Here is a 26,828-nt window from a genome sequence, read left to right on the forward strand (position 1 = left end):
GTCTATCAGCTATCAGAGACAAGGTATAACTTAATTATAAGAATAATTTTTGACTGCTCACCAGTGTACTGCCGTATCAATGTGTGAATAAATGTGAGGTTAGCCGACAGTTTGTAACTTGCTTTTCATTAGTGCGCTACTTTTTAGTAATTTATTCCGCAACTTTATAAGCGCTATTAAATAAAAAAACCAAGATCCGATAAATACAGATGCTTGGTTTTTATTTGGATTTTTCAATGCTTATTGAATCTAAAAAGGTTGTTGAGAACTAGTCTAAGTTGTCTCGCCAACGCCGTTGATGACCTTTAATAAATGCTCTTGTGCGATATGCGGTGTTTCATCTGCCGCTGGTTGTAATTGCTGCCAAACGCCATTACCATCAAGCGTCCAAGCCTGAGTATTGTCGTGTAGATAGTTGATTAAGCCATCTTGATAAATTTGCTTGAATAGCTTTTTGTCTTCGATTGGGAACGCCACCTCAACGCGGTGGAATAAGTTGCGGTCCATCCAGTCGGCGCTGCCGCAATACAAGCGCTCATAGCCAGCATTATAAAAGTAATAAATGCGCGTATGCTCCAAAAAGCGCCCAATCACAGAACGGACGGTGATATTTTCGGACAAATCCTTTACTTGCGGGCGCAGGCAGCACATGGAGCGCAAAATCAGCTCAATCTTAACGCCTGCCTGCGACGCATCATAGAGTTTATCAATCAGTCGGCGCTCGGTCAGGGCATTGACCTTGATGATAATATGAGCGCGTTTACCTGCTTTGGCTTGAGCAATTTCATCATCGATAAAGCTCATGAGCTTTTCATGCAAGGTAAACGGCGCATGTAGGAGTTTTTTTAGATTGGCCGGTTTACCCATGCCTGTTAGCTCTTGGAAGATTTTGTGCACGTCTTCTGAGATATCAGGATCGGCGCTAAATAAACCATAATCGGTATAGACTTTGGCATTGGCAGCATGATAGTTGCCCGTACCGAGATGCACATAACGACGAATTTTATCGTTTTCACGACGAATGATAAGCATCAATTTGGCGTGAGTCTTGTAACCGACGATACCGTAAACCACCACCGCGCCTGCTTCTTGCAGATAATTAGCCACCGCGATATTTGAGGCTTCATCAAAACGGGCGCGTAACTCGATAACCGCCGTGACTTCTTTACCATTACGCGCCGCCGCCGCTAAGGCTTTAACGATTTCTGAATTGGTGCCTGAACGATATAGCGTTTGCTTAATGGCGAGCACTTTTGGATCACTTGCTGCTTGCCACAATAGATTGATAATCGGTGAAAACGCATGAAACGGATGGTGCACCAAGACATCGCTCTTACGCATCGCGGCAAACATGCTGGTCGCTTTATCGAGCTTATCGACTTCACGGCGGAACGGCTTAGGTACGACATGGGTAAAAGGCTGATAGCGTAGCGCTGGGATATTAAAATCAAACAGCAAGCGCGTTAAGTTCACCGGCCCATTGACGCGGTAAAGTTGATTGTCATGTAGCTCAAACTCATTGAGCAAATAATCGCTAATCGGCGCTGGGCAATCGGTAGTGACCTCTAAACGCACCTTGTCGCCAAAGCGGCGGTTTTCAAGTTCGCCCTCTAGTGCCTTGGCAATATCATCGACATCCTCTGCCAAATCCAAATCGGCATTGCGCGTTAGTCTAAACTGATGACAACCAGTGACATTCATCCCCGGGAATAGCTCACCGATATGCTCATGAATCACCGCCGATAGCATCACATGATGCTCTTTACCACCCGTCAGCTCATCCGGCAAGCGGATGACACGCGGCAAGCTGCGCGGCGCTGGTACAATGGCGAGATTGATATCACGACCAAAGGCATCTTTGCCCTCTAACGTGGCGATAAAGTTTAAGCTTTTATTCACCAATCTCGGAAATGGATGCGCCGGATCAATGCTAATCGGGGTCAAGACTGGTGAAACTTGCTCGGTAAAATACTGCTTCATCCACGCCGATTGCTCAGGAGTTAGCTCATCACGTTTTAAGTAGCGAATATCTTCTTGGGCAAGGGCTGGCAGGATATCTTCATTTAAAATGCGGTATTGCTCGCTGATGGCTTTATGAGTGACAGCAGAGATTTCTCTGAGCACCTCGCTTGGGCGCATACCATGAGCGCTGGTTGAGACATCACCCATATTGAGTTTTTGCATGATACCGGCGACGCGAATCTCAAAAAACTCATCCATGTTGGAAGAAAAGATAATGAGGAAAAACAAGCGCTCTAACAAAGGATGGCGCGGACTGGCCGCCTGCGCCAACACCCGCAGATGAAACTGCAACAAAGACAAATCGCGATTGATATAGCTGCTCGGCGAATAGCTGCCATCGTCGAAACGCTGCCAGTCTATTTCACTCAATCCTTTGCTCGAGCTTGCTGTTAGCTCTTCTTCTGTTTTGACCAGATTCGTGCTGAGTTCACTATCCGTTTTTGTACTAACATCAATACTATCGTTAATTTCATGATCGTTATTTTGCTTATTAACCATCTCTGCCACCTTTTTAATCCTTTACGTGATCGATATGCCGTCATCTTTTATTTTTTATGAACGCTATTTAATGCCAACCGACAATTTAAGCTAATTACACGCTAAGCCAATCGTTTTCTAAGCGGATTGCGGTAAGACGGCATTTTTCATGCGTTTTTTAATGATACGTTGTTTGTTGCGCAAGCGTTTGTCACTTTGATGACCTTCGTAGTATTTTGGATTGGTCAACATGGCGATGAGTAAAGCCGATTCGTCACGGTTTAGATTGGCCGCTGATTTATCAAAATAATGCTGCGCGGCGGCTTCAATACCATAAATGCCGTTACCAAACTCAGCGACGTTGAGATAAGCGGTCAAAATGCGCTGCTTATCCCAAAAGGTTTCTATCATTACTGTGATAATCGCTTCTTCAGCTTTACGGGTATAAGAGCGATGCGAGGTAAGAAATAAGTTTTTGGCCAATTGCTGGGTAATCGTTGAGCCGCCCGCTGACATTTTGCCCGTTTCTTCGTTCTTTTTCTGTGCCGCCTTAATGCCTTTCATATCAAAGCCATTATGCTGGCTAAAGGTCGAATCTTCACTGACAATCGCTGCTTGTTTGGCAGATTTGGCAATGGCGTCATACTCAGCCCACATTTGCGTGACCGTGCCGCCCGTTAAACGATGGGTCAGCATAAACATGCTATTATTAATCGGCTGAGTTTTCCAAATCAGTAGCAGACCTGCGACCAATATATGAAAAGCCACCACCAACAACATGAATGCCAGTAATAAGCGTTTGAGAAATGTGCCAAAACTTGCCATGCGAGCGATATCCAAGTAGTTAAAAAATAGTCAACATAATAAACTGTTAACCCTAACGCGTTAATCATAAATAGCAGGTCATCTTACCTAATCTCACAATCGCTGTCATTATTTACCCTATTTCTTTATTATGTAAATACTGCCAAGTGCTACGAATACTTTTCTTTAAAAATTTAAAACTAACGCTTGGCGATAAATAGATATAAGAATAAGAGTGTAAATATGGCTAATAATACAGTAGCAATGTTACGGGCACGCATGATTGCCGCCAATCCCAATCTTGGTACGGCTGAAAATCAGGATAAATGGTGGCTACTCGGAACGACTGGCTGTCATCTTTGTGACATCGCTGAGCAGCTGCTTAGCCAATTTCAAGCGGTGCAGCCGATACGCTATCAGTATGTTGATATTGCTGATTTTGATGAGGTGCTGATGATGGAGTTTGCTACTACGATTCCTGTGATATTGACGCCATCAAAACGCTTGAACTATCCTTTTTCAGTGTTGGATTTGCAGCAATTATTAGCAGCGTCATAAAACAGACAACGTAAAAAATGATAATAATGAGAAACTTATGAAAGATTTAAAGAAAATAACGGAAATTGAGGATTTGCGCCGTGTTGCCGAGCGTAAAGTACCACGGATGTTTTATGATTATGTCGATTCAGGCTCATGGACTGAGACTACTTATCGCAACAATGAAACCGACTTTGACCGTATTAAATTGCGCCAAAGGGTTCTGGTCAATATGGAAGGGCGCTCGCTTGCCACGGATATGCTGGGCTCAAAAGTCAAAATGCCCGTTGCTATCGCCCCAACTGGCTTTACTGGCATGATGTGGGCCGATGGTGAGATTCACGCCGCGCGGGCAGCGGAGAAATTTAGTGTGCCCTTCTCGCTTTCAACCATGAGTATCTGCTCTATCGAAGATGTCGCAGAAAACACCAGTGCGCCGTTTTGGTTTCAGCTCTATGTGATGCGCGATCAAGAGTTTATGGCAAATCTGATTCGCCGCGCTAAGGCGGCCAATTGTTCCGCGCTTATCTTAACCGCGGATTTACAAGTCCTCGGCCAACGTCATAAAGATATCAAAAACGGTCTATCTGCGCCGCCAAAACCTACGCTTGCCAATATATTAAACCTCATGACCAAGCCGCAGTGGTGCATGAATATGCTCGGTACCAAACGGCATAGCTTTGGTAATATCGTCGGTCATGCCAAAAACGTCGAGGATATCTCATCGCTCTCGGCATGGACGGCTGAACAGTTTGACCCAGCGCTAAGCTGGGATGACGTCGCACGCATTAAAGATATGTGGGGCGGCAAGCTCATTATCAAAGGTATCATGGAACCTGAAGACGCCATCATGGCTGCTCGTAGCGGTGCCGATGCGTTGGTGGTTTCAAACCATGGCGGCCGTCAGCTTGATGGGGCGTTGTCTTCCATTGCCGCGCTCGCTGATATCGTGCAAGCGGTACGAGCGGAAAATAGCAATATCGAGATTTGGCTCGATAGTGGTATTCGCTCTGGTCAAGATGTGCTCAAAGCACTCGCTGTAGGCGCCAATGGTACAATGATTGGTCGCGCGTTTTTGTATGGGCTTGGCGCTTATGGCGAAGATGGCGTGCGCCGTGCGCTAGAGCTTATTTATAACGAGTGTGATATCAGTATGGCGTTTTGTGGTCATACCGATATCAATCAAGTGACGGATGACATTTTGGTTAAAGGCACTTATGAGAATCTTAAAACTCATGCTTATTAAAAAGCCAGTCCTTATTAAACAGCCCAGCTTTATTAAATATTGATATATTCAGTTCGGTGTGAAAAGGATATGTCCAAAATAGCTTGCTGCTTGAATAAATTTTTCTTGCTTGCTGTGTGCTTCGCACTCCAGAGGCTGCGAAAAATTTATTCTAGCAATCCTATATCGTTTTGAGGTTGAATCGACTCTAACCCACTTATGGGTGACACGCCCTAATCCTAGCCTTTATACTCTACTCATCATTTACTATTGATAGTTTGCGTTTATGACCATTCAACAATTATTAAAAACCGCGCCCGTCACCACTTTGCTATTAATAAGCTTTATCGGCTTATTTTTCATGCAGGTGCTGAGCGGCGTCGATGCTAACAATCCATCGACCGAAGCATTGCTAAAATGGGGCGCCAATGCTTTGCCTTATACCATGGATAATGAACCATGGCGCTTGGCAAGCAGCGCCTTTTTGCATATCGGTCTGATGCATTTATTGTTTAATGGTTTTGCCATGTATTTCTTTGGGCAGATTGCTGAGCCGATGTTTGGTTCAGCAAAGTTTTTGGCGTTATTTTTACTAGCGGCAATCGGTGGCAACTTACTGAACAACCATATTACGTGGCAAGGCATCTTAGATGGCACTGGACAACCCGGACTATCGGCGGGCGCGTCTGGCGGTATCATGGGTATCGGAGCCGCGCTATTGATAGCTGCGCTATTTAAAATATCAGTCAATGGCATGGTGCTCAATCTTAAGAGCCTAATCATTATTATGGGCATCAATTTGGTATATGGCTTTGCCGTACCGGGTATTGATAATGCTGGTCATATTGGCGGCGCGGTCACAGGATTGGTGATTGCATTGGCGTTTGCCATTGCCTACCGTCAGCGCTTGGCTGTTACGCTACAGAATATGCCTAGCCGAGCGCAAGACATTTATCAGGCTACTTATATCAATTCTCCAACAAGTAGTGATACTGACTTTTCTATCCCTACTTCTAACCACGCTCCTCGCTTTGATAATGAGGGTAATTTTGATAATAACAACAGTTTTAATCACGACTCTGCTGTAAACTTACCCTTAGATAGCTATGCCAATCAAGCAGCCCTTAATCACGGCAAAATTAACGAACAACAAACAGCGACCAAATCGACGCTTATTTGGCAATTGCTACCGTGGCTGGTCATGCTGCTGATCAGTATTGGTTTTGTCTGGTGGTGGCAAGATATCCATCAGCAAATACTACAAGTGCTCGCCGCCATTGAGTAAAATGCCAGACTTATTTATTATTCTATTTATCAATGCTTTTTTTACCGTTTATCCCACCCACTTATGAGAGCAAACCATGTTTAAATCATCAGCGCTATCGAAACCGTTGACGCGCACTGTGCTTAGCGCATTGACCGCCACTGCCCTATTTAGTGTCGCCAGCATCTCTAATGCCGCCCTGTTTAAAAACAACTTACCGACTGATAAAGATGCCATTTTAAGCGTTGGCGTCAACGTCATGGCGGTCAAGTCGGCTTATGATTTGGAAGACAGCACCGACATAAAAGTATTGCCGGGTGTGTTTTATGATAACAACAGAATCTATGCACGCGGTGCGCAAGCGGGCGCTTATATCATCAATGATGGCACCAATCAGCTAGCTGCTTATGCGCAGCTCGATGGCAGTGAGTTCGACCCTGACGATGCAACTGGCGCGCTGCAAGGTCTAGATAAACGTAAGGCTTCAGCCGCTGCCGGTCTATCATATCTGCGTCGTACGCCTGTGGGTGGTTTTCGCCTGCAAGTCGCGACTGACGTTTTAGATAAAAGTGGTGGTAATACAGCGCGTTTGACCTATCTTGCTAAAATCACTAAAGATAAGCTGACCGTCTATCCAAGCATTGGCTTTGAGTACCATGATGCAGACTACAATAACTATTATTATGGCGTTAGTGCACAAGAGTCAGCGAAGACAGGCGTCGCTGCTTATGAGTCAAATAATAGCTTAAATCCTTATATCAATATTAGCGCTAATTATGATTTTAATGAGCGCTGGGCAGGATTTGCCAATCAAAGCTTAAGCTATCTGCCAAATGAGCAGTATGATAGTCCAATGGTTGACTCGCGTACGGATGCAACAACGACGCTTGGATTGCTTTATAAGTTTTAATAAATCTTAGATTTTGGATAAAAAAAAGACCTTATCGCGTTATGGTGATAAGGTCTTTTTATTTAATAGCTTTAAATGTAGAGTGTGCCTAGCGTACCGATAGTATAGCTATTTCTTAAAAATGGTGCATGGGACGCACCCTATTAGTATTGTATTGTCATCTTATTAATTCTCAATCTTCTAAAATACCTGATCACAGCAGAATTAGGCTTGGATTTTGATATTGTAGAGAAATGCTTAAATACCTCAGTAACACCAGCCTCCTCAAGTATCATCTTCTTTGTTATTTTAGCTGATTCATAGACTTTTGATCTTACCGATATGGCATCCAGCTCATTCTCATAACTTAAAACGTCTTCAGCCCCCATATATGCGGTTACAACCTGAACTATAAGACAATCATTCAAATAGAATCTGTTTTTGTCCGTGAACGCACAAAGAGAATGTATTACAGAGCCAACTAAATTTTTTCTTTATACTTCGTTCAAAGTTGAGTTTGTCATTGCTTCTGATACCATCTCATTACTTTCAAGAAAAATTTTATATAGCTCTTCATGAACAGATAATCTTTTATCAAACACTTTTTAAGAGTAAATTTCAATCCGTTTATTTCTGTGAAAATACTCTCCAAGTAAAACGCCAATTAGTAGCCCTGCTAAACCAATCCATGCACTTTCCATTCTACTTTCCTCATAAAGCCTAACAGTAGACTATAGTATAAGAGTATTAAATCACTCAAAATTTAGTAACCTAAATATAAGTTTACAGCATAAAAAAGACCTTGCCACATTACATGACAAGATCTTTTATTTACCCAAAAAAATCTAAATTAAGAAGGATGCACCATATCCTCAGGGGTTACCCACTCATCAAACTGCGCTTCAGTTAACAGCTCCAATTCAACCGCCACTTGCTTCAAAGTTTTGTTTTCTTTATAAGCAGTCTTAGCAATTTTTGCTGCGTTTTCATAACCAACATGACGGTTTAAAGCAGTCACTAGCATTAATGAATTATGCAAGAAGTCATCGATTTTGTCTTTGACTGGCTCGATACCAACCGCACAATTTTCATTAAAGCTGTTGCACGCATCACCCAATAGCTTGATAGATTGCAATAAGTTAAAGGCAATCACTGGCTTATAAACGTTAAGCTCAAAGTTACCTGACGCGCCAGCCATGCTGATAGTAACATCGTTACCCATGACTTGCGCGACAACCATGGTCATCGCTTCTGACTGGGTTGGGTTTACTTTACCCGGCATGATAGATGAGCCTGGCTCATTTTCAGGAATCGTCAATTCGCCTAGACCACAACGAGGACCTGATGCCAACCAACGTACGTCGTTAGCGATTTTATTTAAGCTACCTGCTAGCGTTTTTAATGCGCCAGAAGCAAATACTTCAGCATCACGAGCGGCTAGCGCTTCAAATTTATTTGGTGAGGTGACAAACGGCAGACCAGTCAAGGTTGATAACTGCTCAGCTGCTTTTACCGCATAATCAGGATGGGCGTTTAGACCTGTACCAACCGCTGTGCCGCCTAGTGGCAATTCATATAGACCTTGTAGCGCGTTATCAATACGAGTCAATGAATGGTCAAGTTGGCTGACATAACCGCTGAATTCTTGACCTAAGGTTAAAGGAGTCGCGTCTTGTAAATGCGTACGACCGATTTTAACAATACTATCGAATTCTTTGGCTTTGGCGTCTAGTGTATCGCGCAATGCTTTTACCGCTGGAATCAGTAAGCTATTGATTTCACGAGCAGCAGCAACGCGAATCGCCGTTGGGAAGCTGTCGTTGGTAGATTGTGCATGGTTGACATGGTCATTTGGGTGAATTGGCGTGTAGCTGCCGCGCTCATTGCCTGCGATTTCGTTAGCACGGTTGGCCAATACTTCGTTCATGTTCATGTTTGATTGCGTACCAGAACCCGTCTGCCATACCACCAATGGGAACTGATCGGTTAGACCACCGTTGATGACTTCGTCAGCAGCTTGCACGATTAAGTCGCGCTTATCGCCTTCGATACGCTCAAGGCTCGCATTGGTAATCGCAGCGGCTTTTTTCACTAATGCCATCGCTTCAATCATCGGACGTGGCAACGTCTCGCCACCGATTTTAAAGTTCTCACGGCTACGCTGAGTTTGCGCGCCCCAATAAGCGTCAGCTGGGACTTCCACGTTGCCCATGGTATCTTTTTCGGTACGAGTTGCCTGATTCTGTGTCGACATAACTACCCTCTTTGATGGTTTGTTGTATAGCTGCTTTGAAAAAAGTGCAACACACGCTGCACATAAAGGAAAATACGATGTAAAGTGGCGTTATGATAGCATGACTTATCACAAATTTCTCCAAGTCCGTGAGGCTAACTGATGTCTAAAAACACCAGCCAACAACATTCTGCTACTGCATTCTCTGATTCTTTATCTCAGTTATCGAATGATGACGTTCACTCTAAAAAGGAGGTTAAAGTCGCTGATAGCTTGGCTAATCCGCCCAGACGCCAATTTACCCGCCAGCGTCGGCAATTAACGGCTGGCGAACGTAGACATTACGCACGCATGGCAAGTTTACATTTAATTAAATTGCAACAGCGCTTACCATCACGTGCGCGTATCGGCTTATATTACGATGGCTTTGGCGAGCTGCCAACTCAGCGACTGTTGGACTGGTGTCAACGCTTAGGCTATTTACCTTATCTGCCTGTGGTTGGTTCGCTCGGTCGTACTAGAAATGGTAATGACGATAAACGTCTGCGCTTTGTGCCTATTTATCAGTCGAAACTGCTGAATATACCGACGCGCATTCATAGCCTAGGGATGAAACAAAACCATCACCGCCGATTGCTTTGGGCACACGAATTAGATGTGATTATCTGTCCGCTCGTGGCGGTTGATAAAAATGGTAATCGTATGGGCATGGGTGGTGGCTTTTATGACACGACACTTGGTAAAAGCTATCGAACAGGGTTAAAAAAGCCGTTAAAAATCGGCTGGTGTTACGACTTTCAAGTCGTTGAGCAATTAGAACGTCAAGCGTGGGATGTGCCATTAGATGGTTTGATTACGCCAAGTGGCTTGAGGTGGTTTCGATGAAAAATGACAAACAAGCGATGGATGCTAACTCTAGCGCTGATAATGTTGAGGAATATTTGCAAACATTAGGAAATGATGATGCTAGGGAGATGCTCTACTACAGTCAAGAACAAGCCTTTAGCTCTGATGAGTTGGCAAGGCTAATTAATGAAGAACGCTTAAACAAATTAATGGCGCAAAGCGATGAGTTTTTGAGCAATTTGAATAGTGAAATTGGAGATTTTGATGAGGATAATACTGATAGTGGCGAATGAATAATATCGAGCAATTTGTAGGGTGTGCCCTACGCAACTGAGAAAAAATATAAATTAAGCTTTTATAAAAAATCAAAAAAGGCGAATGATTATAAAATCACTCGCCTTTTTTATATCAATATTAAGAGTTTAGATTATTGATTAAAGCACCATCGCCGCAATCCAACCAAACACCAATAACGGAATATTGTAATGGATAAAGGTTGGCACGACACTGTCTGTGATATGGTCGTGCTGACCATCAACGTTTAGACCAGAGGTTGGTCCAAGCGTCGAGTCTGACGCAGGCGAACCGGCATCACCAAGCGCGCCAGCTGTACCAATAATCGCCACGGTTGCTAAAGGTGAGAACCCTAAAGAGATACATAATGGTACATAAATCGCCGCCAAAATAGGAATGGTCGAAAATGACGAACCAATACCCATGGTCACAATCAAGCCAATCAATAGCATAATAAATGCAGCCATCGCTTTATTACCTGCAAACAAAGACGCTGCACCATCAACCAACGGCTGAATCTGTTCGGTCGCTTTCATCACTTCGGCAAAGCCTTGGGCGGTAATCATAATAAAGCCAATCATCGCCATCAGCTTAATACCGTCATTAAAAACGGTATCAGCATCACGCCATTTGACCACGCCCGTTGCCATAAAGACGCCAAAACCAAACATTGAGCCCAGTAATAATGAATCGGTATAAAGCTGTACGACAAAGGCGGTCACAATAGCAATCAGCGCGACGATGGTTTTCATCTTGCTTTGCGTTTGGGCATCGGCAGCTGTTTTGCTTAACGCGTCTTTTTCTACTACCGCATCGCGAGCCTCTTTATCAATGGCTAATTGGGCATACTGACGCGGCTTACGATAGCTGATAAATACCGCCACTAGCAAACCAACAAGCATACCAAGTGCCGGAATCGCCATAGCTTTGGTGACCGAAATATTCGATACATCAATACCGGCTTCACCGACGTTTTTAAGCATGATTTGATTAAGATAAATATCGCCAAAGCCATAAGGGATAAACATATACGTGGTCACAAGACCAAAAGTCATCAGACAGGCAATCAGGCGTCTATCGATTTGCATGCGGTTAAAGGCAAGCAATAAAGGCGGTACAAGCAGAGGAATAAAGGCGATATGAATCGGGATTAAGTTTTGGCTAAAGCAGCTCATGGTGACGAGCCCTGCAAACAGCATGTATTTAATCATGCCACCTGTACCTATACCTGCCCCGCCAGCATCAATGCGTTTAATAACCGCCCCTGCCAAAGATTGCGGCAAGCCCGAATGCGCAATCGCTACCGCGAAAGCGCCCAATAAGGCATAAGACAACGCAATTTGCGCGCCATTACGGATACCTTCTTGAAAGGCATTTAAGGTATCGGTCATACCAAGACCCGCAATCAGCCCACCTGCCAGCGCGCCGATTAATAAACTGAGTACCACGTGTACCCGCGCCAAAGACAGGCCTAGCATGATGACTACCGCTAGTAGCACCGCATTGATGGTCATATTCTCGCCCCTTACCCTATGTTTTTTGGTCCGCTATTGACTATTGGCACGCTATTAGCACATTGCCGACCTATTTATTACGCCCTCGCGTTTTAACTCACACGTTAACCCATATAGTTGCTATTTGAACGGAGCGGTTAAGACGCGCGTCATTTTACCTGATTTTAGCTATAAATCCCACGCGCAAAACTTAGCAGACAGGAGCGACCCTGCAAATAAAGACGCAATATTGTCATGACTGCTCGTCATATAGCCTTGCAATTTCATTTAGCAACACCATTTATCTAAACATGAACCACTAACTTGACTTTACAAGTCTGGTGAACGAGGAAGAATATATGAGTGAACATAAAATTGCCCAAGACAATATCGACATCGATGTCGACGTTTCATCTAACGTTGCTGATGATAAGGCGCTAAATACTTCATCTGACGATACCTTAGAAAACGTCTCGGCGTCTAAAACTATTCAGGACAGCGCTGAAGACATCGAAGCTGAAAGCGTTAAGGCAAAAGACGGTGAAGAGAGTTATCTGCCGCTACTAGCATTGCGTGATGTGGTTGTCTATCCGCATATGCAAATTGCCTTATTTGTCGGCCGTGCGCCGTCGGTAAAAGCCGTGGAATTGGCACAAGCTGAGTATGGCAATAAAGTATTGGTCGTGGCGCAAAAAGACTCGCTAACCGAAGATATTGATCAAGATAACTTGTATCAGTACGGAACGGTGTGCCGCATCGTCAGCACTATGCCGCATGATAGCGATGAAAATTGCATCAAAGTATTGATCGAAGGTCAATACCGTGCGCGCGTTGATAATATTGAAAATCACGACGAGCTATTGATGGCAAGCTTTACGCGTGCTGATCTCGATATCAGCATGAGTGAGAGCCAACAAAAAAACACCATTCAAGCCTTAACGACGTTATTTGAAGGCTATGCCGATGCTCGTCTGCGTAATGCTCGTGAGCTAACTCGCGTGGCGAAACGCATCGATGATTTGCTTGAGCTGGTATATTTTATCTCGACCCGCGTGTCGATGGATTTGGATATTAAGCAGTCGTTCTTAGAAGAAGACGATATCAAAACCCACATCAATACCTTGACCGAATATCTCGTTAAACAAAGCGCTGAGCAAAATATCGAGCAAGATATCCAAGATGCCGTTCGTCAGCAAATGGAAGACAATCAGCGCGAATACTTCTTAAACGAGAAGATGAAAGCCATCAAAAACGAGCTGTCAGATATGAATGACGGCGCGTTCGATGAAGACGACGTGGCTGAGCTTGAGCAGCGTTTAGAAGATGCTGACTTGCCAGAAGATGTGCGCAAAAAAGCCGAGCAAGAGCTGAAAAAACTTAAAATGATGCCGCCTGCATCGAGTGAATCATCAGTGGTGCGCAATTATATTGAATGGATTTTGGATACGCCGTGGAATGCGACGACCAAAGTGTCTATCAATTTAGATAAAGCGAAAACCGTCTTAGACGAAGACCATTATGGCTTGCAAGATGTGAAAGACCGCATCCTAGAATACCTCGCCGTACAATCGCGGGTGAAAAAACTGCGCGGTCCAATTCTTTGTTTAGTCGGTCCTCCGGGTGTCGGTAAGACCTCGTTGGGTGAGTCAATTGCGCGCGCAACGGGTCGTAAGTTTGTACGTATGGCACTTGGTGGCGTCCGCGATGAAGCAGAAATTCGTGGTCATCGCCGTACTTATATCGGTGCTATGCCGGGTAAAATCGTCCAGTCATTGGCAAAAGTCGAAGTCAAAAACCCGCTATTTTTATTGGATGAAATCGATAAGATGGCGCAAGACTTCCGCGGCGATCCAGCGTCAGCGTTGCTTGAAGTGCTAGATCCATCACAGAACGATACCTTTAACGACCATTATTTGGATATGGACTTAGACTTATCACAAGTGATGTTTATCTGTACTGCCAACAGCATGGATATTCCGCCAGCCCTGCTTGACCGTATGGAAGTCATTCGTCTACCGGGTTATACCGAAGAAGAAAAGGTCAATATCGCGCAGAAATACCTTGTACCAAAAGCGATTAAAAATAATGGCCTTAAAGAAGGCGAAATTGAGATTGTAGAAGCGGCATTGCATAGCATCGTGCGTAGCTATACGCGTGAAGCAGGTGTGCGCAACCTTGAGCGTGAAGTCAATAAAATCTGCCGCAAAGTGGTTCGCGGTTCGGTTGAAACCCATGGTGCACGCGCTCCGAAAAAAGCCGAACGTCAGCTAATCGTGGTCGATGACAAAAACATCGATGACTATTTAGGTGTGCATCAGTACGACTACGGTCTAGCAGAAGAAGAGCCTGAGATTGGTCGTGTGACTGGGCTTGCTTGGACACAAGTCGGTGGCGAGCTATTAACCATCGAAGCGGTGGCGATGAAAGGTAAAGGCGAGCTGAGCTTTACAGGGTCACTCGGCGATGTAATGAAAGAGTCGATTCGTGCTGCCATGAGCGTAGTACGTGCCCGCGGTGACAGCTTAGGGATTGATTACGAGACCTTTAAAACTACTGACGTCCACGTGCATATGCCAGAAGGCGCGACCCCGAAAGACGGTCCATCGGCTGGTGGTGCGCTCACGACAGCGCTGGTCTCTGCCTTGACGGGCATTGCCATTCGTCCAGATATTGCGATGACAGGCGAGATTACCTTGCGCGGTAAAATCCTACGTATCGGTGGTCTCAAAGAGAAGCTGCTAGCTGCGCATCGCGGTGGCATCAAGCACGTCTTGATTCCAGCGACCAACGAGCGTGACTTGGCCGATATCCCTGATAATGTCAAAGAAGGATTGACTATCCAGCCAGTAGCGACGATTGATGAGATATTAAAAGTAGCATTGGTCAGTATGCCAGTGCCGCTGAAACCTGCCAAAGTGACAGTTGATAAAACCTCAGGCAAAGCGCTGCATAACTAATCTGATTAGTTACTAATCCAGCCTTACAAATTAAAGAGCCGCTCATCGTCATGATGGGCGGCTTTTTTTGGTAATAATAAAAAACAATCTGGTTAAAACCCTGTGCTATATTTTAGACAAAAGTTTATTTGGTAATAGCCATAATGTTAAACCACCTGATTTCAAGCCGTTTAACTCTATCCTTATTGCTCGCTATCTCTTTTCCGGCAGTGCTAATAGGCTGTCAGTCCACACCTATTAAAAGCCCTCAACAAACGGATACAGTAGATAATACAACCGTCAACACCATCCACCCTACTGACAAGTCTGTCATAAGTGAATCACAAGTAATGCAATGGGTAGCTCATTATGACTGGCAATTGGCGCAAGTAATTCATCAAAACGGTAACATAGCCGATATCGAAAATTTTGCACCGATTACCTTAGCAATAGAACCCAGTTCAATAAGTCTGCATCAAGGCTGTGAGCATTATAGAATGGATTTTCATGCGCTGTCCGCACCGCCTTATCCCTATTATTCTCATCTTGCTAAAGTACCCACAACTTGTCATGACGACAATAATACTGATACTGCAATTAAAGAGGATAATAGTATTCAATCGTTATTTGTTAGGTACGCACCTGTTAGGCTTAATTTTGAGTTATTGCCAACTTCACATTTAACATCACAATCAGCGCCAGTCGCCATACAAGCTGCCCCTAAACGTTTGGCACTTAATATCGAAAATGGTAATCGCTTAATTTTTATAGGTTCACCTAAAGCATTAGCAACTCCCGCTGGATTGCCCATTACTAACGAGTTATTAGAGCAGTATCATTGGACGCTGGTGAGTGCCGTCAGTAATACTTATGACGCCAAAGGGGAATTAACTAGAAAACCTTTGGGCAATTTTTATCACCCCGATCACCCTATTTCAGCGAGCTTTGAGAGTTGGCCTAACAATCAATACGCCTCCTTTAGCTCAGGCTGTAACGGCTCACGCGCGCCCTATTTTTTACTCAATGATAATACTTTCAAAGTCGGCACTATTATTAGTACTGTAATGGGCTGCGGTGAGACAGGCAATAGAATCGAGTCCGCTTTGTTTGATTTGATGCGTGATAGCAGCAGTCAGCTAACATTAAGCTTACAACCCTCACAGCCAACATCGCCAACAGCAGATAATCAGACCGATATGCCTCGTTATAATTTATTGCAAACGATGGCAACAGGCGAAACCTTAGTTTGGCAAAACGAAGTAAAGAAAACGCTGTAAACCTTTTTCAAACGCATACGTTATTTACATTTATTAACCGATTGTTGCGCATTTAATGAATAGTTATATTTAAACCTTGGCTATACTGATTGCGACATTAAGCAATGTTTGAGTATTTTAATAAAACAATAGACATTCATCACAACAAATAAATATAAATGGAGATAATAATGAATAAGACGATGCTTGCAAGTGCCCTGTTATGTGGTTCAGCTCTAGCGATGACAGGTTGCCAAACCGTCAAAGGTCAAATGCAAACTGGCAATCCTGTTAATCAACCAGCATTGAAATCGACTATCAATGCAGTCGCTGGTAATAAAAATGAAGTGGGTCAAGTATTCCTACGCCCAGTAGATGGCGGTGTCCAAGTTTATGGTAAGCTCATGAACCTGCAGCCTGGTAAAACTGTGGCATTGCACATTCATGAAACGGGTAGCTGCGGCGATATGGGTAAAGCGGCTGGTGGTCACTTTAATCCAGATAAAAAACCGCACTCTCATCCTGATGATATGAATGGTCATGCGGGCGACTTGCCGAACTTAACCGCCGATGCGAATGGCGTTGCTACTATCAACTATGTGAATAAGAAAATCTCTGCCGCTGATGCAGGTAAATACAGTGTTAACCGTCTAGCCTTTATCGTCCATAGCGGTGCTGATGATTATAAGAGCCAGCCTGCTGGTAACGCAGGCGATCGCGTTGCTTGCGGTATCATCGAAAAGAACTGATAGCCCAAAAGTTAATAGCAAAAAAACCTTTTAGATAATCTAAGAGGTTTTTTTATGACTATACATTATTGATCTAAAGGCAAAAGATTTTACTCTTCTACCCACTCGCCATTACGCCAGTACACGCCCCAACGGGTGGCTTTGCCGTTTTTCTCAGAGCCAATATACTGCTCTTTTTTCTTCCGTGACCAACGTAGAATGGTTGGATTGCCATCTGGATCCTCATCTGGACCTGCAAACAGATACTGGAATTTATCTTCCATTTTATCTTTGATTTCGCGTAACTCAGCCAGCTTTGGTGGACGGGTTTCGCGTACTTTTGGGAATTTAGACGCGGCTAAGAACATCCCAGCCGCCCCTTCACGCAAGATAAAGTAATCATCATGTTTGGTCGATTTTAGCTCCGGCAGATGGATAGGCTCCATACGCGGCGGTGCCGCTTCACCAGTTTTAAGCACTTTACGCGTGTTATCACATTTCTGACAAGCAAAGTATGGCCCAAAACGTCCGGTTTTTAGTTCCATCTGTCCATCGCATTTATCACAGTCGATGGTTGGCGTATCTGAACCCGGTACTTCAAACTTACCTTCTTCTAGGATATAGCCGTCGCAATCAGGATTATTACCACAGATGTGCAGCTTTAGACCACCATCGACGATATAGCCATTCATCGCCGTTCCGCATTTCGGACAGCGTTTTTTCTCCATCAAATCTTTAACTTCGGCTGCTTCATCATCGCTGTCGCCATCATCAAGATTGGCAAACGCTTCGACTGGCATCAAGTTCTTGGTACCTTTGCAGCGCTCTTTTGGCGGTAAATTATAGCCAGTACAGCCTAAGAATACACCCGTTGAGCCGGTACGTAGTTGCATCGGACGATCGCAAATATCGCAATGGACGTCTGGCACATCGGTTGGATCATTCGGACGCATACCATCTTTTTCTTTGGCACGATCTAGAGTCTTTTTAAAGTCGCCATAAAAGTTATCGAGGACATCTTTCCAGTCGGTATCACCTTCAGCAACATGGTCAAGCTTGTCTTCTAGCGCAGCGGTAAAGGTATAATCCATCAAATCTGGGAAACTGGCGGTCAATCTGTCGGTGACGATATCGCCCATTTTTTCAGCAAATAAACGTTTGTTTTCAAGCTTCACGTAACCGCGATCTTGAATGGTTGAGATGATAGACGCATAAGTCGAAGGTCGACCGATGCCTTTTTTCTCAAGCTCTTTGACAAGGCTTGCCTCTGTGTAACGCGGTGGCGGCTTGGTAAAGTGTTGACTCGGATCGAGCTTATCGAGCGTTAACTTATCACCTTGTTTGACATCAGGTAATAAAGTATCGTCAGTCTTCGCTGGTGGCATGACTTTAGTAAAGCCATCAAACACTAGGGTGCGACCGCGTGCTTTTAGCTCGACATCGCCGGCAGCGACAAATAGATTCACGGATAAGTATTTCGCAGGCGTCATCTGACAAGCGACAAACTGACGCCAAATCAGCTCATATAGACGAATGGCATCACGCTCAACGCCTTTTAACTGCGTCGATTTCATATTGACGTTAGACGGACGAATCGCCTCATGCGCCTCTTGTGCGCCTTGCTTATTGCCATAGAAGTTTGGCTTTTCTGGCACGTATTTGTTGCCATAACTGTCTTCGATATAGCCACGTACGGCGGCTAATGCATCACCAGACAAGAAAGTCGAATCGGTACGCATATAAGTAATATGACCAGCTTCGTATAAACGCTGCGCCAAAATCATGGTTTTCTTAACTGAAAAGCCCAAGCGCGTACTGGCAGCTTGCTGCAATGTCGAGGTGATAAACGGCGCACTCGGACGCGACTGCGTTGGCTTCTCTTCGCGCTCTTTCACGATAAAGTCGTTTGAATTAAGAACTTCTAGTACTTTATCGGTCTGCTCTTTATTAACAAGCTTTAGCGTTTTGCCGTCTTGCTTGGTTGCCTCTAGACGAATCGCAATGTACTCAGCGTCTGCCGCTTTCTTGGCTTTACTATCAGCAACATGAGTATCGGCGTGAATCTGCCAGTATTCTTCTGGAATAAAGGCGCGAATCTCATGTTCACGCTCGACGACCAAACGCATGGCGACCGACTGCACGCGACCAGCTGACAGACCGCGAGCGACTTTTTGCCAAAGTAGCGGCGATACCATAAAACCAACGACGCGGTCTAAAAAGCGCCGCGCTTGCTGCGCATTGACACGGTCGATATCGAGCTTTGATGGCTCTTTAAACGCATTTTGAATAGCGGATTTGGTAATCTCATTAAAAACCACACGCTGGTATTTGCTATCAGGGCCGCCGATGACTTCTTTTAGATGCCAAGCGATGGCTTCCCCTTCTCTATCCATATCCGTGGCCAGATAAATTTTGTCAGCGTCTTTGGCCAGTGCCTTTAGCTCTTTGATGACTTTGGTTTTGTTTGGCAGCACTTCATAGACGGCCGCCCAGTCATGCTCTGGATCGACACCCATACGGCGCACCAGTGCTTGCTGCGCTTTTTCTTCTTTGCTCAGCGTCTCATCTTTTTTGGCAGCGGTTGTCTTTTTTGCACTTTTACTGGCACTAACGGGCAAATCACGGACATGACCGATACTTGAGCGTACGATAAAGTCATCACCAAGATATTTATTAATGGTTTTTGCTTTGGCGGGTGACTCGACAATCACCAACGACTTGCCTTTTTTTGGGTTATCGGTCGCGGATGCTGGAGTTTTTTTGGTTGTGGTTTTTGCCATATGTGACGACACCATAATATAAGTAGATGAAAAGTAGGTTTAAATTCAGCAGCATGGCAATTTATAGTAGCTAAGTATATTCGCTCAGCGATTTATTGTAGTAATGGCTGCCAATAAAAACGGTTATGAAACAAACACTAACCATAATACAAAGCGCAGGTTATAAGGACGTTACACTGCTAAGTATTAAGCTGTCAACTGCAAATGACTGAGAGTTTGCCAAAAGTGCTTGCATATTGCTATTAAATGGAGACGAAAAATTGCTTTACCAGCTTTAGGGATTTTTTTGCATTTGTCGCGCCCATTTGTCTAGGTTTGCCTTTAGGACTAATAGATCAGTCTCAATCATTTTTTGTTGATAGGCGGGGTTGGTTGCTGGACGCACATAGGCGATATCTTCCCAGTAAACCACGATGCTATTGGCTTTGGTCAACAGTCCTTTGATAAAAGGCTCGATGCTCGCAGGCAAGTCCAGCGGCGCTCTGTCCAAAGCAAAGTTGGCCGGTTTGATGACAGGCTTGCTATGAGTCGAGCGAATCGCACTTGGCACCACAAGCTTGCTGTCATCTACACTCGTATCGACAAAGCTCCTATCTGGTCGCCACTGTCCATCAATCACTTGATAGCGCGCATGGGGCAGCTGGATATCGTCCAGTATGAGGCAGTACTGCCCAAGCATGCCGCGGCCATACTCGTTGTCACGGCCTTTGATCCAATCAGGGCAACTGACCAGCTTTGGGTTGAGCTGCAAGCGGCGCGCTGTCATGCGCAGCTTATCCAAACGCTGATCAATACCGTTCGGTTTGAGCGCCATCATACTCCCTAACACAAATAGTACAATGATAACGCCGATCAATATTCCCATGATGGTGTGGCCTTTTGACTAAAAACAATGATATGAAAAATATAACGCTCACGACTGGCGGCTAAAAAGCGCGCGGATAGACACTTATAATGCGTATCAACGCCTAAAAATCAAGCAAGTCATACACAGTAGCCGCAAACGCTTGTAGCTCGCCTCCGTGCTATCACTCTTATGGATTCACTGGTATATCAATTACTTATCGATATATAAAAACACCAATACTCACAAGATACAAAAAGCTGGCGGCTCTAAAAGGTGCTATGATAAACCATAATTTTAAACGCGCGCAGGTTTATTATGAATTATCTTATTAAACAAAACTCATCGACTGCTGCATCAGTAAGTAAAGGTGTCGGCAAACTTATAGGTAAATCTGGGCTGACCATCTCGCTAGTAGGCGTAGCTTTACTGACTTTATCGGGCTGCGCGACCACCCAAAGTCTGACGCCTGAACAATGCCAAAATAGTAACTGGCAAGAAGTCGGCTATGTCGATGGACTTCACGGGCGCTCGGGTGCTTACTTTGGCAATTATACCAATCAATGTGCAAGTGTCGTTGGCGCAACGCCAAACCGCATATTGTGGGAGCAAGGTCGTCAGCAAGGACTAAAAAACTACTGTACCGAACTCAATGCCTATAAACTTGGCCGCGAAGGTTATGATTGGCAGCCTGTTTGTCCGCTCGAAGGCATCGAAAAGCTTGAGGAAGCCTACGCACAAGGACGCTACTATTATATACGTCAGCGCGACCTTGACTATCTGCGCTCACCGTATCCATTCGGTTATGGACCTGGACGCTTTGGCTACGGTTATCGCCCGTTTGGTTATGGTTGGTAATTACTATGATTAATGGTCGCTATACAGTCAAAACATCCTGAAAACGCGACGGTATTGCTGATATCAATTTTTTGTAGCCTCTGTCTGCGTAGGCACAGCAAACAAGAAAAATTGATATCAGCAGTGCGTGATGTATCGATATTACTTTTCACTCACTATATGACCCACCGAATGCCATACAATCTACTAAATTGAAGGGTTGCTAAAAAAAGATAACCTCGCAAGGTTGCCCAAGCGAGGCGGGAGAGAAAGTTTATTATTTTAATTATTCTTGTTATTGTCGTGGTTATTTTCTTATTACTAAGCTTACTTATTTATCTTGCTAGCTTATTGTTTTAAAAACTATTTTTACTGCTCAACTGTATTAATCAGTCGTTTAAACCTTACTCGTTAACAAAAGCCACCTTCGTTAATCCTGCTTGACTGGCTGCCGCTAATACTTGCGCCACGGTATCATACCTACTTTCTTTATCGGCACGCAGCTGGATAGAAGGATCCTTGCCATTCGCCGACTGTTCTTGCAGACGCACTTCTAATGCTTCTATACTGATAGGCTTGTCATCCCAAAACAAACCTGCATCTTTATCGATGCTAATTTGAATCGCCTCGGGCGGTGTTTCATTGACCTCGGCACTGGTTTTCGGTAAATCCAATGGCACCGTTGGATTCAGTACGGTCGCTGTCAATAAAAAGATAATCATCAATACCAGCATGATATCGATAAGCGGAATAAGATTCATCTCATTCATGCTTTGACTGTCATCGTCACCCAATTGAAATGCCATAATTGTTCTCAATACCGTTAATTGTCGTCTTTGCTGCTCGTGCTTTTTTGGCTTATTATCTCTACTGAACCATCACTACAACTGCGATGGTGCGGATTTATGATAATGCTCAGCTTGTTTATCTGCATTTGACTGCTTCGTTAACTGCGTTACTTGATTAGTAGTATCACGTTGGACTGCTGGCTTTTGAATTGGCGCTTGTTGCACTGCAGCAAGCTCGCTAGATTGTGCCAATAAATCATGCGCTCTATCATTGGCGTGATACATGACGCGGCGATTGATACGTATCGCAAGGTTATAAAACACCACCGCCGGAATCGCAACAGCAATCCCTAAACCGGTCATAATAAGGGCCTCACCGACAGGTCCTGCGACTTGTCCTAATCCTGCTTGACCACTGACACCGATATTATGCAGCGCATGGAAAATACCCCACACCGTGCCAAACAGACCGATAAACGGCGCGATTGCTGCTGTCGTACCAAGTATCGGCAAACCGCGCTCACTGGCAAAACGATAGCGACCGATATGCTTGAGTAACGTCTGCTCAATCACCAAACGCCGAGACGCGGCATCGCTTTCAACCAAACTGACCTGCTTACTATGAATCTGCGCACTCAAATCATCGGCGACGCTAGCTGCCAGTTTGCGACTTTGCAATATGCGAATGATACCCGTCACCCAAGAGGCAATAGATAAAATAAGAAGCAAAAAGAATAAGGTTCTGGTCACCATATCGCTATATTGCCAGTAGGTTGTAAAGTCCATATCAGACTCCTTAATGTGGGATGTCGTTACTTGTCATTTTATGATTGTTAGCAGTACGAGTTTTGATAACTATTTTCGTACATCGTTGCTATATTTCGCTGTGTTTCACTATATTTTGTATGTGTCGGTTGTTTTATATCTGCTTGTATAAATGCGCTTTTCTACACCCAGTCTTTTATATTTAAGGAACCGCATAGGCAATTGGCAGGGTGACATTGCCGACCACTGGCGCGCCGTTTTTGGTAAAGGGTTTGAATTTACCTGAACGCACTTGGCGCTGTGCTTCTTTATCTAACAGCGGATTTCCTGACGATTGGGCCACACGTATGCTATCGATACCGCCTTGTTTATTAACTCTTAATACCAACACCACGTTGAGCGTATCTCCCGAACGGGCGCGGCGAGCGGCGCGGTCAGGAAAGCTAAAGTTTGGCGCCGATGCCCAGTTCGCAGCACTGGCGGTAAAGTTGACAGGCTCATTACTTGCCGCAGCCGCAGCTTTGGCTGCAGCCTCTGCTTTTGCTCGAGCAGCGGCTTCCGCTTCTCTTTCAGCCTTTGCCTGCGCTGCTTTTTGCGCCGCCTCTTTAGCGGCATTAGCGTCTGCCTGCGCTTGAGCGTCACGAGCCGCTTGCGCCTGCGCTTCTTGCAGCGCTTTTGCTTGCGCTTGTCTTTCCGCTTGTTGCGCTGTCTTTTCTGCCTGCGCAGCTATTATACGGCGCTGTTCGTCAGCGACTGACTTATCAATAACTGGTGGCTTGTCTTCTATTTTTTTCTTTACAGGTGGTTCTTTTATAGGCGGCGTCTGTACAGGTTTTTCTTTCTGAACGATTGGTTCTTCTTCTCTTACCACTGGATCTACTGGCGTAACCGCTTTCATTTTTTGTTGCGTTTTTGGTTCAGGCTTGGGTTCGGGTTTAGACGTTGGTATAGATTCAGCTTTACTTTGCGGCACTTCCTCTACCTCAGTAACCACGTTTTCGATGGGTTGAGTAGGTAATGTGACCATTTGGATTTCAAGCGGCGGCGTCTCTTTAATGGGCTCATCTTTAAGCGTAGGCGCTTTGATGATCACCAAAGCGATTGCGGTAAGCAGGTGTAGCCCGACCACTAAAATAATAGCGATAAGTATCAATCTAAGTGGTGGCGCCTCTAAATCCGTTGAACTCATAACACCCTAACATTTAACCGTTATAGAATAGCGTAGATAATAATGCAAACGATAACTATTATCAATAGTAAATTATTAATCTCTCCATTTTTTTACTGCCTATCTTAAGCAAAGTTCTTGAGCAAAGTTGTTTAAAACTAAAAATTTAATGAATGAAAAGTCAGTTAATAAAAACCATTATCGTTAATATTGATAATAAGTCTCAATTACTTTATTATGGCAATTGTTTTTATAGTGAAAATAGCAAATGATCGTAAAACTTTAATTATAAAGCCGCTATTTTTTATCATTATTCTGCTGTTTTTTTAGCATTCTTATAACAATACCAACCAAACCTTTGATATACCGAGTTATTTATGACTACTACTTTATGTTCTAATCGTACCGCAAGCCTCCTTGTTAAACGTCCATTATTGACCGCCATGATGACCGCGTTCATTGCTAGTGTTGGCTTAGCAGGTTGTAGTTCGCCTGATTCAAGTGATAATGAGATAACAGAAACCAAAGCTGAAAACCAAACGGCTGATGCGGCCTCGAATGTAGCTGAAAATGACAACGTTTCTGTTGCGACCATCGCAGTTGATACGGTAAAAGGTAAAGTCGATTTGGCCATGAATCCATCACCATTGGTCGTTTATGATATGACCTTGATGCAAGATTTGGCGGCGCTTGACGTAGCGGTTGACGGTATGCCAAGTGGGCTACGTTTAGATAACTTACAGTCAAAAGTACATCCTGATCCTAAAGAAGTCGGCACGGTATTTGAGCCTGATCTTGAAGCGTTGAACGCCATGCAGCCGCAAGCAATTTTGATCGGCTCGCGTATGGCGGAAAAATACGATGAGCTCGCAAACATCGCGCCAACCTTAGATATGACTATCGATACGGCTAATATCTATGAGTCAAGCAAGCAGCGCTTACACGATTTGGGTGCGTTATTTGGCAAAAGCGATCAAGCAGTAAAATTGCAAGGCAATATTGACACGCTGATTGACGAGACCAAAGCCTTAACCAAAGAAAATAAAGGCAAAGGCTTGGTGGTCATGGTCAATGGCAATAAGCTGTCAGCCTATGGTGATAAGTCGCGTTATGGTTTTATTCACAGCGTATTAGATATTCCAATGGCAGATGATAAAATCACTGATGCGCGTCACGGTCAGCCTATCTCATTTGAATACATACAAAAGACCAATCCAGATTGGTTGTTCGTCGTCGATCGTAGCGCTGCAATCGGTGAAGATGGTGCGGGTGCCAAAGCCGTATTGGACAACCCACTGGTGGCGCAAACCACTGCGTGGGATAAAGCCCAGGTAGTGTATCTAAGCCCAGACTCTTACTTAGCCTTTGGTGGTTATTATCAGTGGCTACAGGATTTAACGACAATTAAAAACGCCTTTACTAAGGCAAAATAAATTTTGACGCTACACAAAATACAAGTAGCAGCTGTTGCTTATGACAGTTGCTATCCATAAAATTTTTCACACTCTATTCGTAAGCCAGTAGCCGTTATGCCATTATTTTCACCTCGTGCTCAAGCCAGCGTTAAAACCAGCTCTACTCTGCCAGCTGCGCCATCAAGCTGGCAGCCGAGTGCAAGTAGTGGCAGCCGCTACGCCCGTGATAAACAGCGCCGCGCTGCGATACCGCCGTGGTTAATAAACACAGCCAGCCTCATTATTATGGGGCTTTTGGTGTTATTAAGCTTATCCATTGGTGTAGCAGATTTTTCGTGGTCAGGTATTTTGCAAAGCCTTATCAGTCAAAGCGCCAACTCTGATAGTTCATTAATGTTAGTGAGCCGTATTCCGCGCACCGTTGCCATTATTTTGACGGGTATCGCGATGGCGGTGGCTGGGATGATTATTCAAGTGGTGCTGAAAAACCGCTTCGTGGAACCCTCGATGGTTGGGGCAACCCAAAGCGCCGCATTGGGATTACTGGTAGTCAGTTTATTGTTCCCAGCCAGCGCGCTACTGGTCAAAATGGGTGTCGCAACTATTGCGGCAGTCGCGGGCATGATGCTCTTTATGCTGCTGATACATCGCGTTCCGCCGACGGATTTTTTGATGATTCCACTGATCGGTATTGTCTTTGGTGGCATTATCGAGGCGATAACCACTTTTATCGCCTACCAAACGGAATCGCTACAGATGCTCAGCGTTTGGCAATTTGGCGACTTCTCTTCGGTATTAGCTGGACGTTACGAGCTGCTTTGGTTGACGGGCGCACTGTGCGTGCTGGCTTATATTATCGCCGATAAACTGACCATCGTCGGTTTAGGCGATAATATCGCGCTAAACTTGGGGATTAGTAAACGGCAAGTGACGTGGCTTGGCGTTGGCATGGTGGCGATGATGAGCGCTGTCGTCGTCGTAACCGTTGGTATGATTCCCTTTATCGGTTTGGTCGTACCCAATATCGTTAGCCGCATCATGGGCGATAAATTACGTCGCAGCTTGCCTGCAGTCGCGCTCTTGGGCGCATCAGCCGTGCTACTTTGTGATATTATCGGGCGCTCCATTCGTTATCCTTTTGAAGTGCCTGTGGCGACAGTTTTTGGTGTGGTCGGCACGGTGATATTTTTATGGTTGTTATTACGTGCGCCTGCTGAGCAATAAGCC

21 protein-coding genes are annotated in these 26,828 nt (G+C 44.7%); 12 read left to right on the top strand and 9 right to left on the bottom strand.

Annotated elements, in window-relative coordinates; all coding sequences use genetic code 11:
• Window positions 1–273: 273 nt before the first annotated feature.
• Window positions 274–2,520 carry a polyphosphate kinase 1 gene (gene ppk1 / locus JMX70_RS02175; protein ID WP_227671128.1) on the bottom strand — a complete coding sequence of 749 codons (2,247 nt, stop codon included), beginning with the start codon at window positions 2,518–2,520 and terminating at the stop codon, window positions 274–276.
• Between the two features lie 117 nt (window positions 2,521–2,637).
• Window positions 2,638–3,324: a monofunctional biosynthetic peptidoglycan transglycosylase gene (gene mtgA, locus JMX70_RS02180; protein ID WP_201589189.1), complete on the bottom strand. Its 687-nt coding sequence runs from the start codon at window positions 3,322–3,324 to the stop codon at window positions 2,638–2,640.
• Between the two features lie 222 nt (window positions 3,325–3,546).
• On the opposite strand from mtgA, the gene JMX70_RS02185 reads away from it, so the two are divergent.
• The 4 genes from JMX70_RS02185 to JMX70_RS02200 all read left to right on the top strand — a co-directional run bounded on the left by JMX70_RS02185 (window position 3,547) and on the right by JMX70_RS02200 (window position 7,239).
• Window positions 3,547–3,861, top strand: coding sequence for a glutaredoxin family protein (locus JMX70_RS02185; RefSeq protein ID WP_102077664.1), 315 nt, complete (start codon window positions 3,547–3,549; stop codon window positions 3,859–3,861).
• A gap of 37 nt (window positions 3,862–3,898) precedes the next feature.
• The gene (locus JMX70_RS02190) at window positions 3,899–5,086 is read left to right on the top strand and encodes an alpha-hydroxy acid oxidase (protein ID WP_201589192.1); all 1,188 of its coding nucleotides are present in this window, start codon (window positions 3,899–3,901) and stop codon (window positions 5,084–5,086) included.
• 265 nt (window positions 5,087–5,351) lie between these two features.
• A complete protein-coding gene (locus JMX70_RS02195) occupies window positions 5,352–6,350 on the top strand; it encodes a rhomboid family intramembrane serine protease (RefSeq protein ID WP_201589195.1) in 999 nt (332 codons plus the stop codon).
• Window positions 6,351–6,426: 76 nt separating this feature from the next.
• On the top strand, window positions 6,427–7,239 hold the full coding sequence (locus tag JMX70_RS02200) for a MipA/OmpV family protein (RefSeq protein WP_102077661.1): 813 nt from the start codon (window positions 6,427–6,429) through the stop codon (window positions 7,237–7,239).
• An 829-nt stretch (window positions 7,240–8,068) separates the two neighbouring features.
• Here JMX70_RS02200 and fumC read toward each other — a convergent pair.
• A complete protein-coding gene (gene fumC / locus JMX70_RS02205; protein ID WP_201589198.1) occupies window positions 8,069–9,472 on the bottom strand; it encodes a class II fumarate hydratase in 1,404 nt (467 codons plus the stop codon).
• A gap of 141 nt (window positions 9,473–9,613) precedes the next feature.
• On the opposite strand from fumC, the gene JMX70_RS02210 reads away from it, so the two are divergent.
• Together JMX70_RS02210 and JMX70_RS02215 are read left to right on the top strand one after the other, a co-directional pair.
• Entirely contained in the window at window positions 9,614–10,336 is a 723-nt protein-coding gene (locus JMX70_RS02210; protein WP_201589200.1) for a 5-formyltetrahydrofolate cyclo-ligase, read from the top strand.
• Complete coding sequence (locus JMX70_RS02215; RefSeq protein WP_201589202.1) at window positions 10,333–10,590, top strand: hypothetical protein; 258 nt, start codon at window positions 10,333–10,335, stop codon at window positions 10,588–10,590. The genes JMX70_RS02210 and JMX70_RS02215 overlap by 4 nt, the downstream gene beginning before the upstream one ends.
• Window positions 10,591–10,731: 141 nt before the next feature.
• Here the strand turns inward: JMX70_RS02215 and JMX70_RS02220 are convergent, their stop codons facing one another.
• On the bottom strand, window positions 10,732–12,105 hold the full coding sequence (locus tag JMX70_RS02220; RefSeq protein WP_227671129.1) for a Na+/H+ antiporter family protein: 1,374 nt from the start codon (window positions 12,103–12,105) through the stop codon (window positions 10,732–10,734).
• Between the two features lie 488 nt (window positions 12,106–12,593).
• Here JMX70_RS02220 and lon point away from each other — a divergent pair, with 488 nt between their 5' ends.
• The 3 genes from lon (at window position 12,594) to JMX70_RS02235 (ending at window position 17,025) form a co-directional block, all read left to right on the top strand.
• Entirely contained in the window at window positions 12,594–15,041 is a 2,448-nt protein-coding gene (gene lon / locus JMX70_RS02225) for an endopeptidase La (protein WP_201589667.1), read from the top strand.
• 143 nt (window positions 15,042–15,184) lie between these two features.
• A complete protein-coding gene (locus JMX70_RS02230) occupies window positions 15,185–16,297 on the top strand; it encodes an META domain-containing protein (RefSeq protein ID WP_201589204.1) in 1,113 nt (370 codons plus the stop codon).
• A 170-nt stretch (window positions 16,298–16,467) separates the two neighbouring features.
• Window positions 16,468–17,025, top strand: a complete 558-nt coding sequence (locus JMX70_RS02235) for a superoxide dismutase family protein (RefSeq protein WP_201589206.1) — start codon at window positions 16,468–16,470, stop codon at window positions 17,023–17,025.
• Window positions 17,026–17,114: 89 nt separating this feature from the next.
• Here the strand turns inward: JMX70_RS02235 and topA are convergent, their stop codons facing one another.
• Window positions 17,115–19,784 carry a type I DNA topoisomerase gene (gene topA / locus JMX70_RS02240; RefSeq protein ID WP_201589208.1) on the bottom strand — a complete coding sequence of 890 codons (2,670 nt, stop codon included), beginning with the start codon at window positions 19,782–19,784 and terminating at the stop codon, window positions 17,115–17,117.
• 274 nt (window positions 19,785–20,058) lie between these two features.
• The gene (locus tag JMX70_RS02245; RefSeq protein ID WP_201589210.1) at window positions 20,059–20,649 is read right to left on the bottom strand and encodes a hypothetical protein; all 591 of its coding nucleotides are present in this window, start codon (window positions 20,647–20,649) and stop codon (window positions 20,059–20,061) included.
• 297 nt (window positions 20,650–20,946) lie between these two features.
• Between JMX70_RS02245 and JMX70_RS02250 the strand changes: the two genes are divergently transcribed.
• A complete protein-coding gene (locus JMX70_RS02250; protein WP_201589213.1) occupies window positions 20,947–21,486 on the top strand; it encodes a DUF2799 domain-containing protein in 540 nt (179 codons plus the stop codon).
• A 383-nt stretch (window positions 21,487–21,869) separates the two neighbouring features.
• On the opposite strand, the gene JMX70_RS02255 is transcribed toward JMX70_RS02250, so the two are convergent.
• The 3 genes from JMX70_RS02255 to JMX70_RS02265 all read right to left on the bottom strand — a co-directional run bounded on the left by JMX70_RS02255 (window position 21,870) and on the right by JMX70_RS02265 (window position 24,207).
• Window positions 21,870–22,271 carry an ExbD/TolR family protein gene (locus tag JMX70_RS02255; RefSeq protein ID WP_068407187.1) on the bottom strand — a complete coding sequence of 134 codons (402 nt, stop codon included), beginning with the start codon at window positions 22,269–22,271 and terminating at the stop codon, window positions 21,870–21,872.
• 75 nt (window positions 22,272–22,346) lie between these two features.
• Window positions 22,347–23,039 (bottom strand): MotA/TolQ/ExbB proton channel family protein, encoded by a 693-nt coding sequence (locus JMX70_RS02260; protein ID WP_201589216.1) that lies wholly within the window; start codon window positions 23,037–23,039, stop codon window positions 22,347–22,349.
• Window positions 23,040–23,220: 181 nt separating this feature from the next.
• Window positions 23,221–24,207: an energy transducer TonB gene (locus tag JMX70_RS02265; protein WP_201589218.1), complete on the bottom strand. Its 987-nt coding sequence runs from the start codon at window positions 24,205–24,207 to the stop codon at window positions 23,221–23,223.
• Window positions 24,208–24,563: 356 nt separating this feature from the next.
• On the opposite strand from JMX70_RS02265, the gene JMX70_RS02270 reads away from it, so the two are divergent.
• Both JMX70_RS02270 and JMX70_RS02275 read left to right on the top strand, forming a co-directional pair.
• The gene (locus tag JMX70_RS02270) at window positions 24,564–25,619 is read left to right on the top strand and encodes a siderophore ABC transporter substrate-binding protein (protein ID WP_201589221.1); all 1,056 of its coding nucleotides are present in this window, start codon (window positions 24,564–24,566) and stop codon (window positions 25,617–25,619) included.
• A 96-nt stretch (window positions 25,620–25,715) separates the two neighbouring features.
• Window positions 25,716–26,825: an ABC transporter permease gene (locus JMX70_RS02275; RefSeq protein ID WP_223808516.1), complete on the top strand. Its 1,110-nt coding sequence runs from the start codon at window positions 25,716–25,718 to the stop codon at window positions 26,823–26,825.
• The last annotated feature ends 3 nt before the right edge of the window (window positions 26,826–26,828 follow it).

Origin of the sequence: Psychrobacter pulmonis, from assembly GCF_904846465.1 — a bacterium.
Classification (GTDB): Bacteria; Pseudomonadota; Gammaproteobacteria; order Pseudomonadales; family Moraxellaceae; genus Psychrobacter; species Psychrobacter faecalis.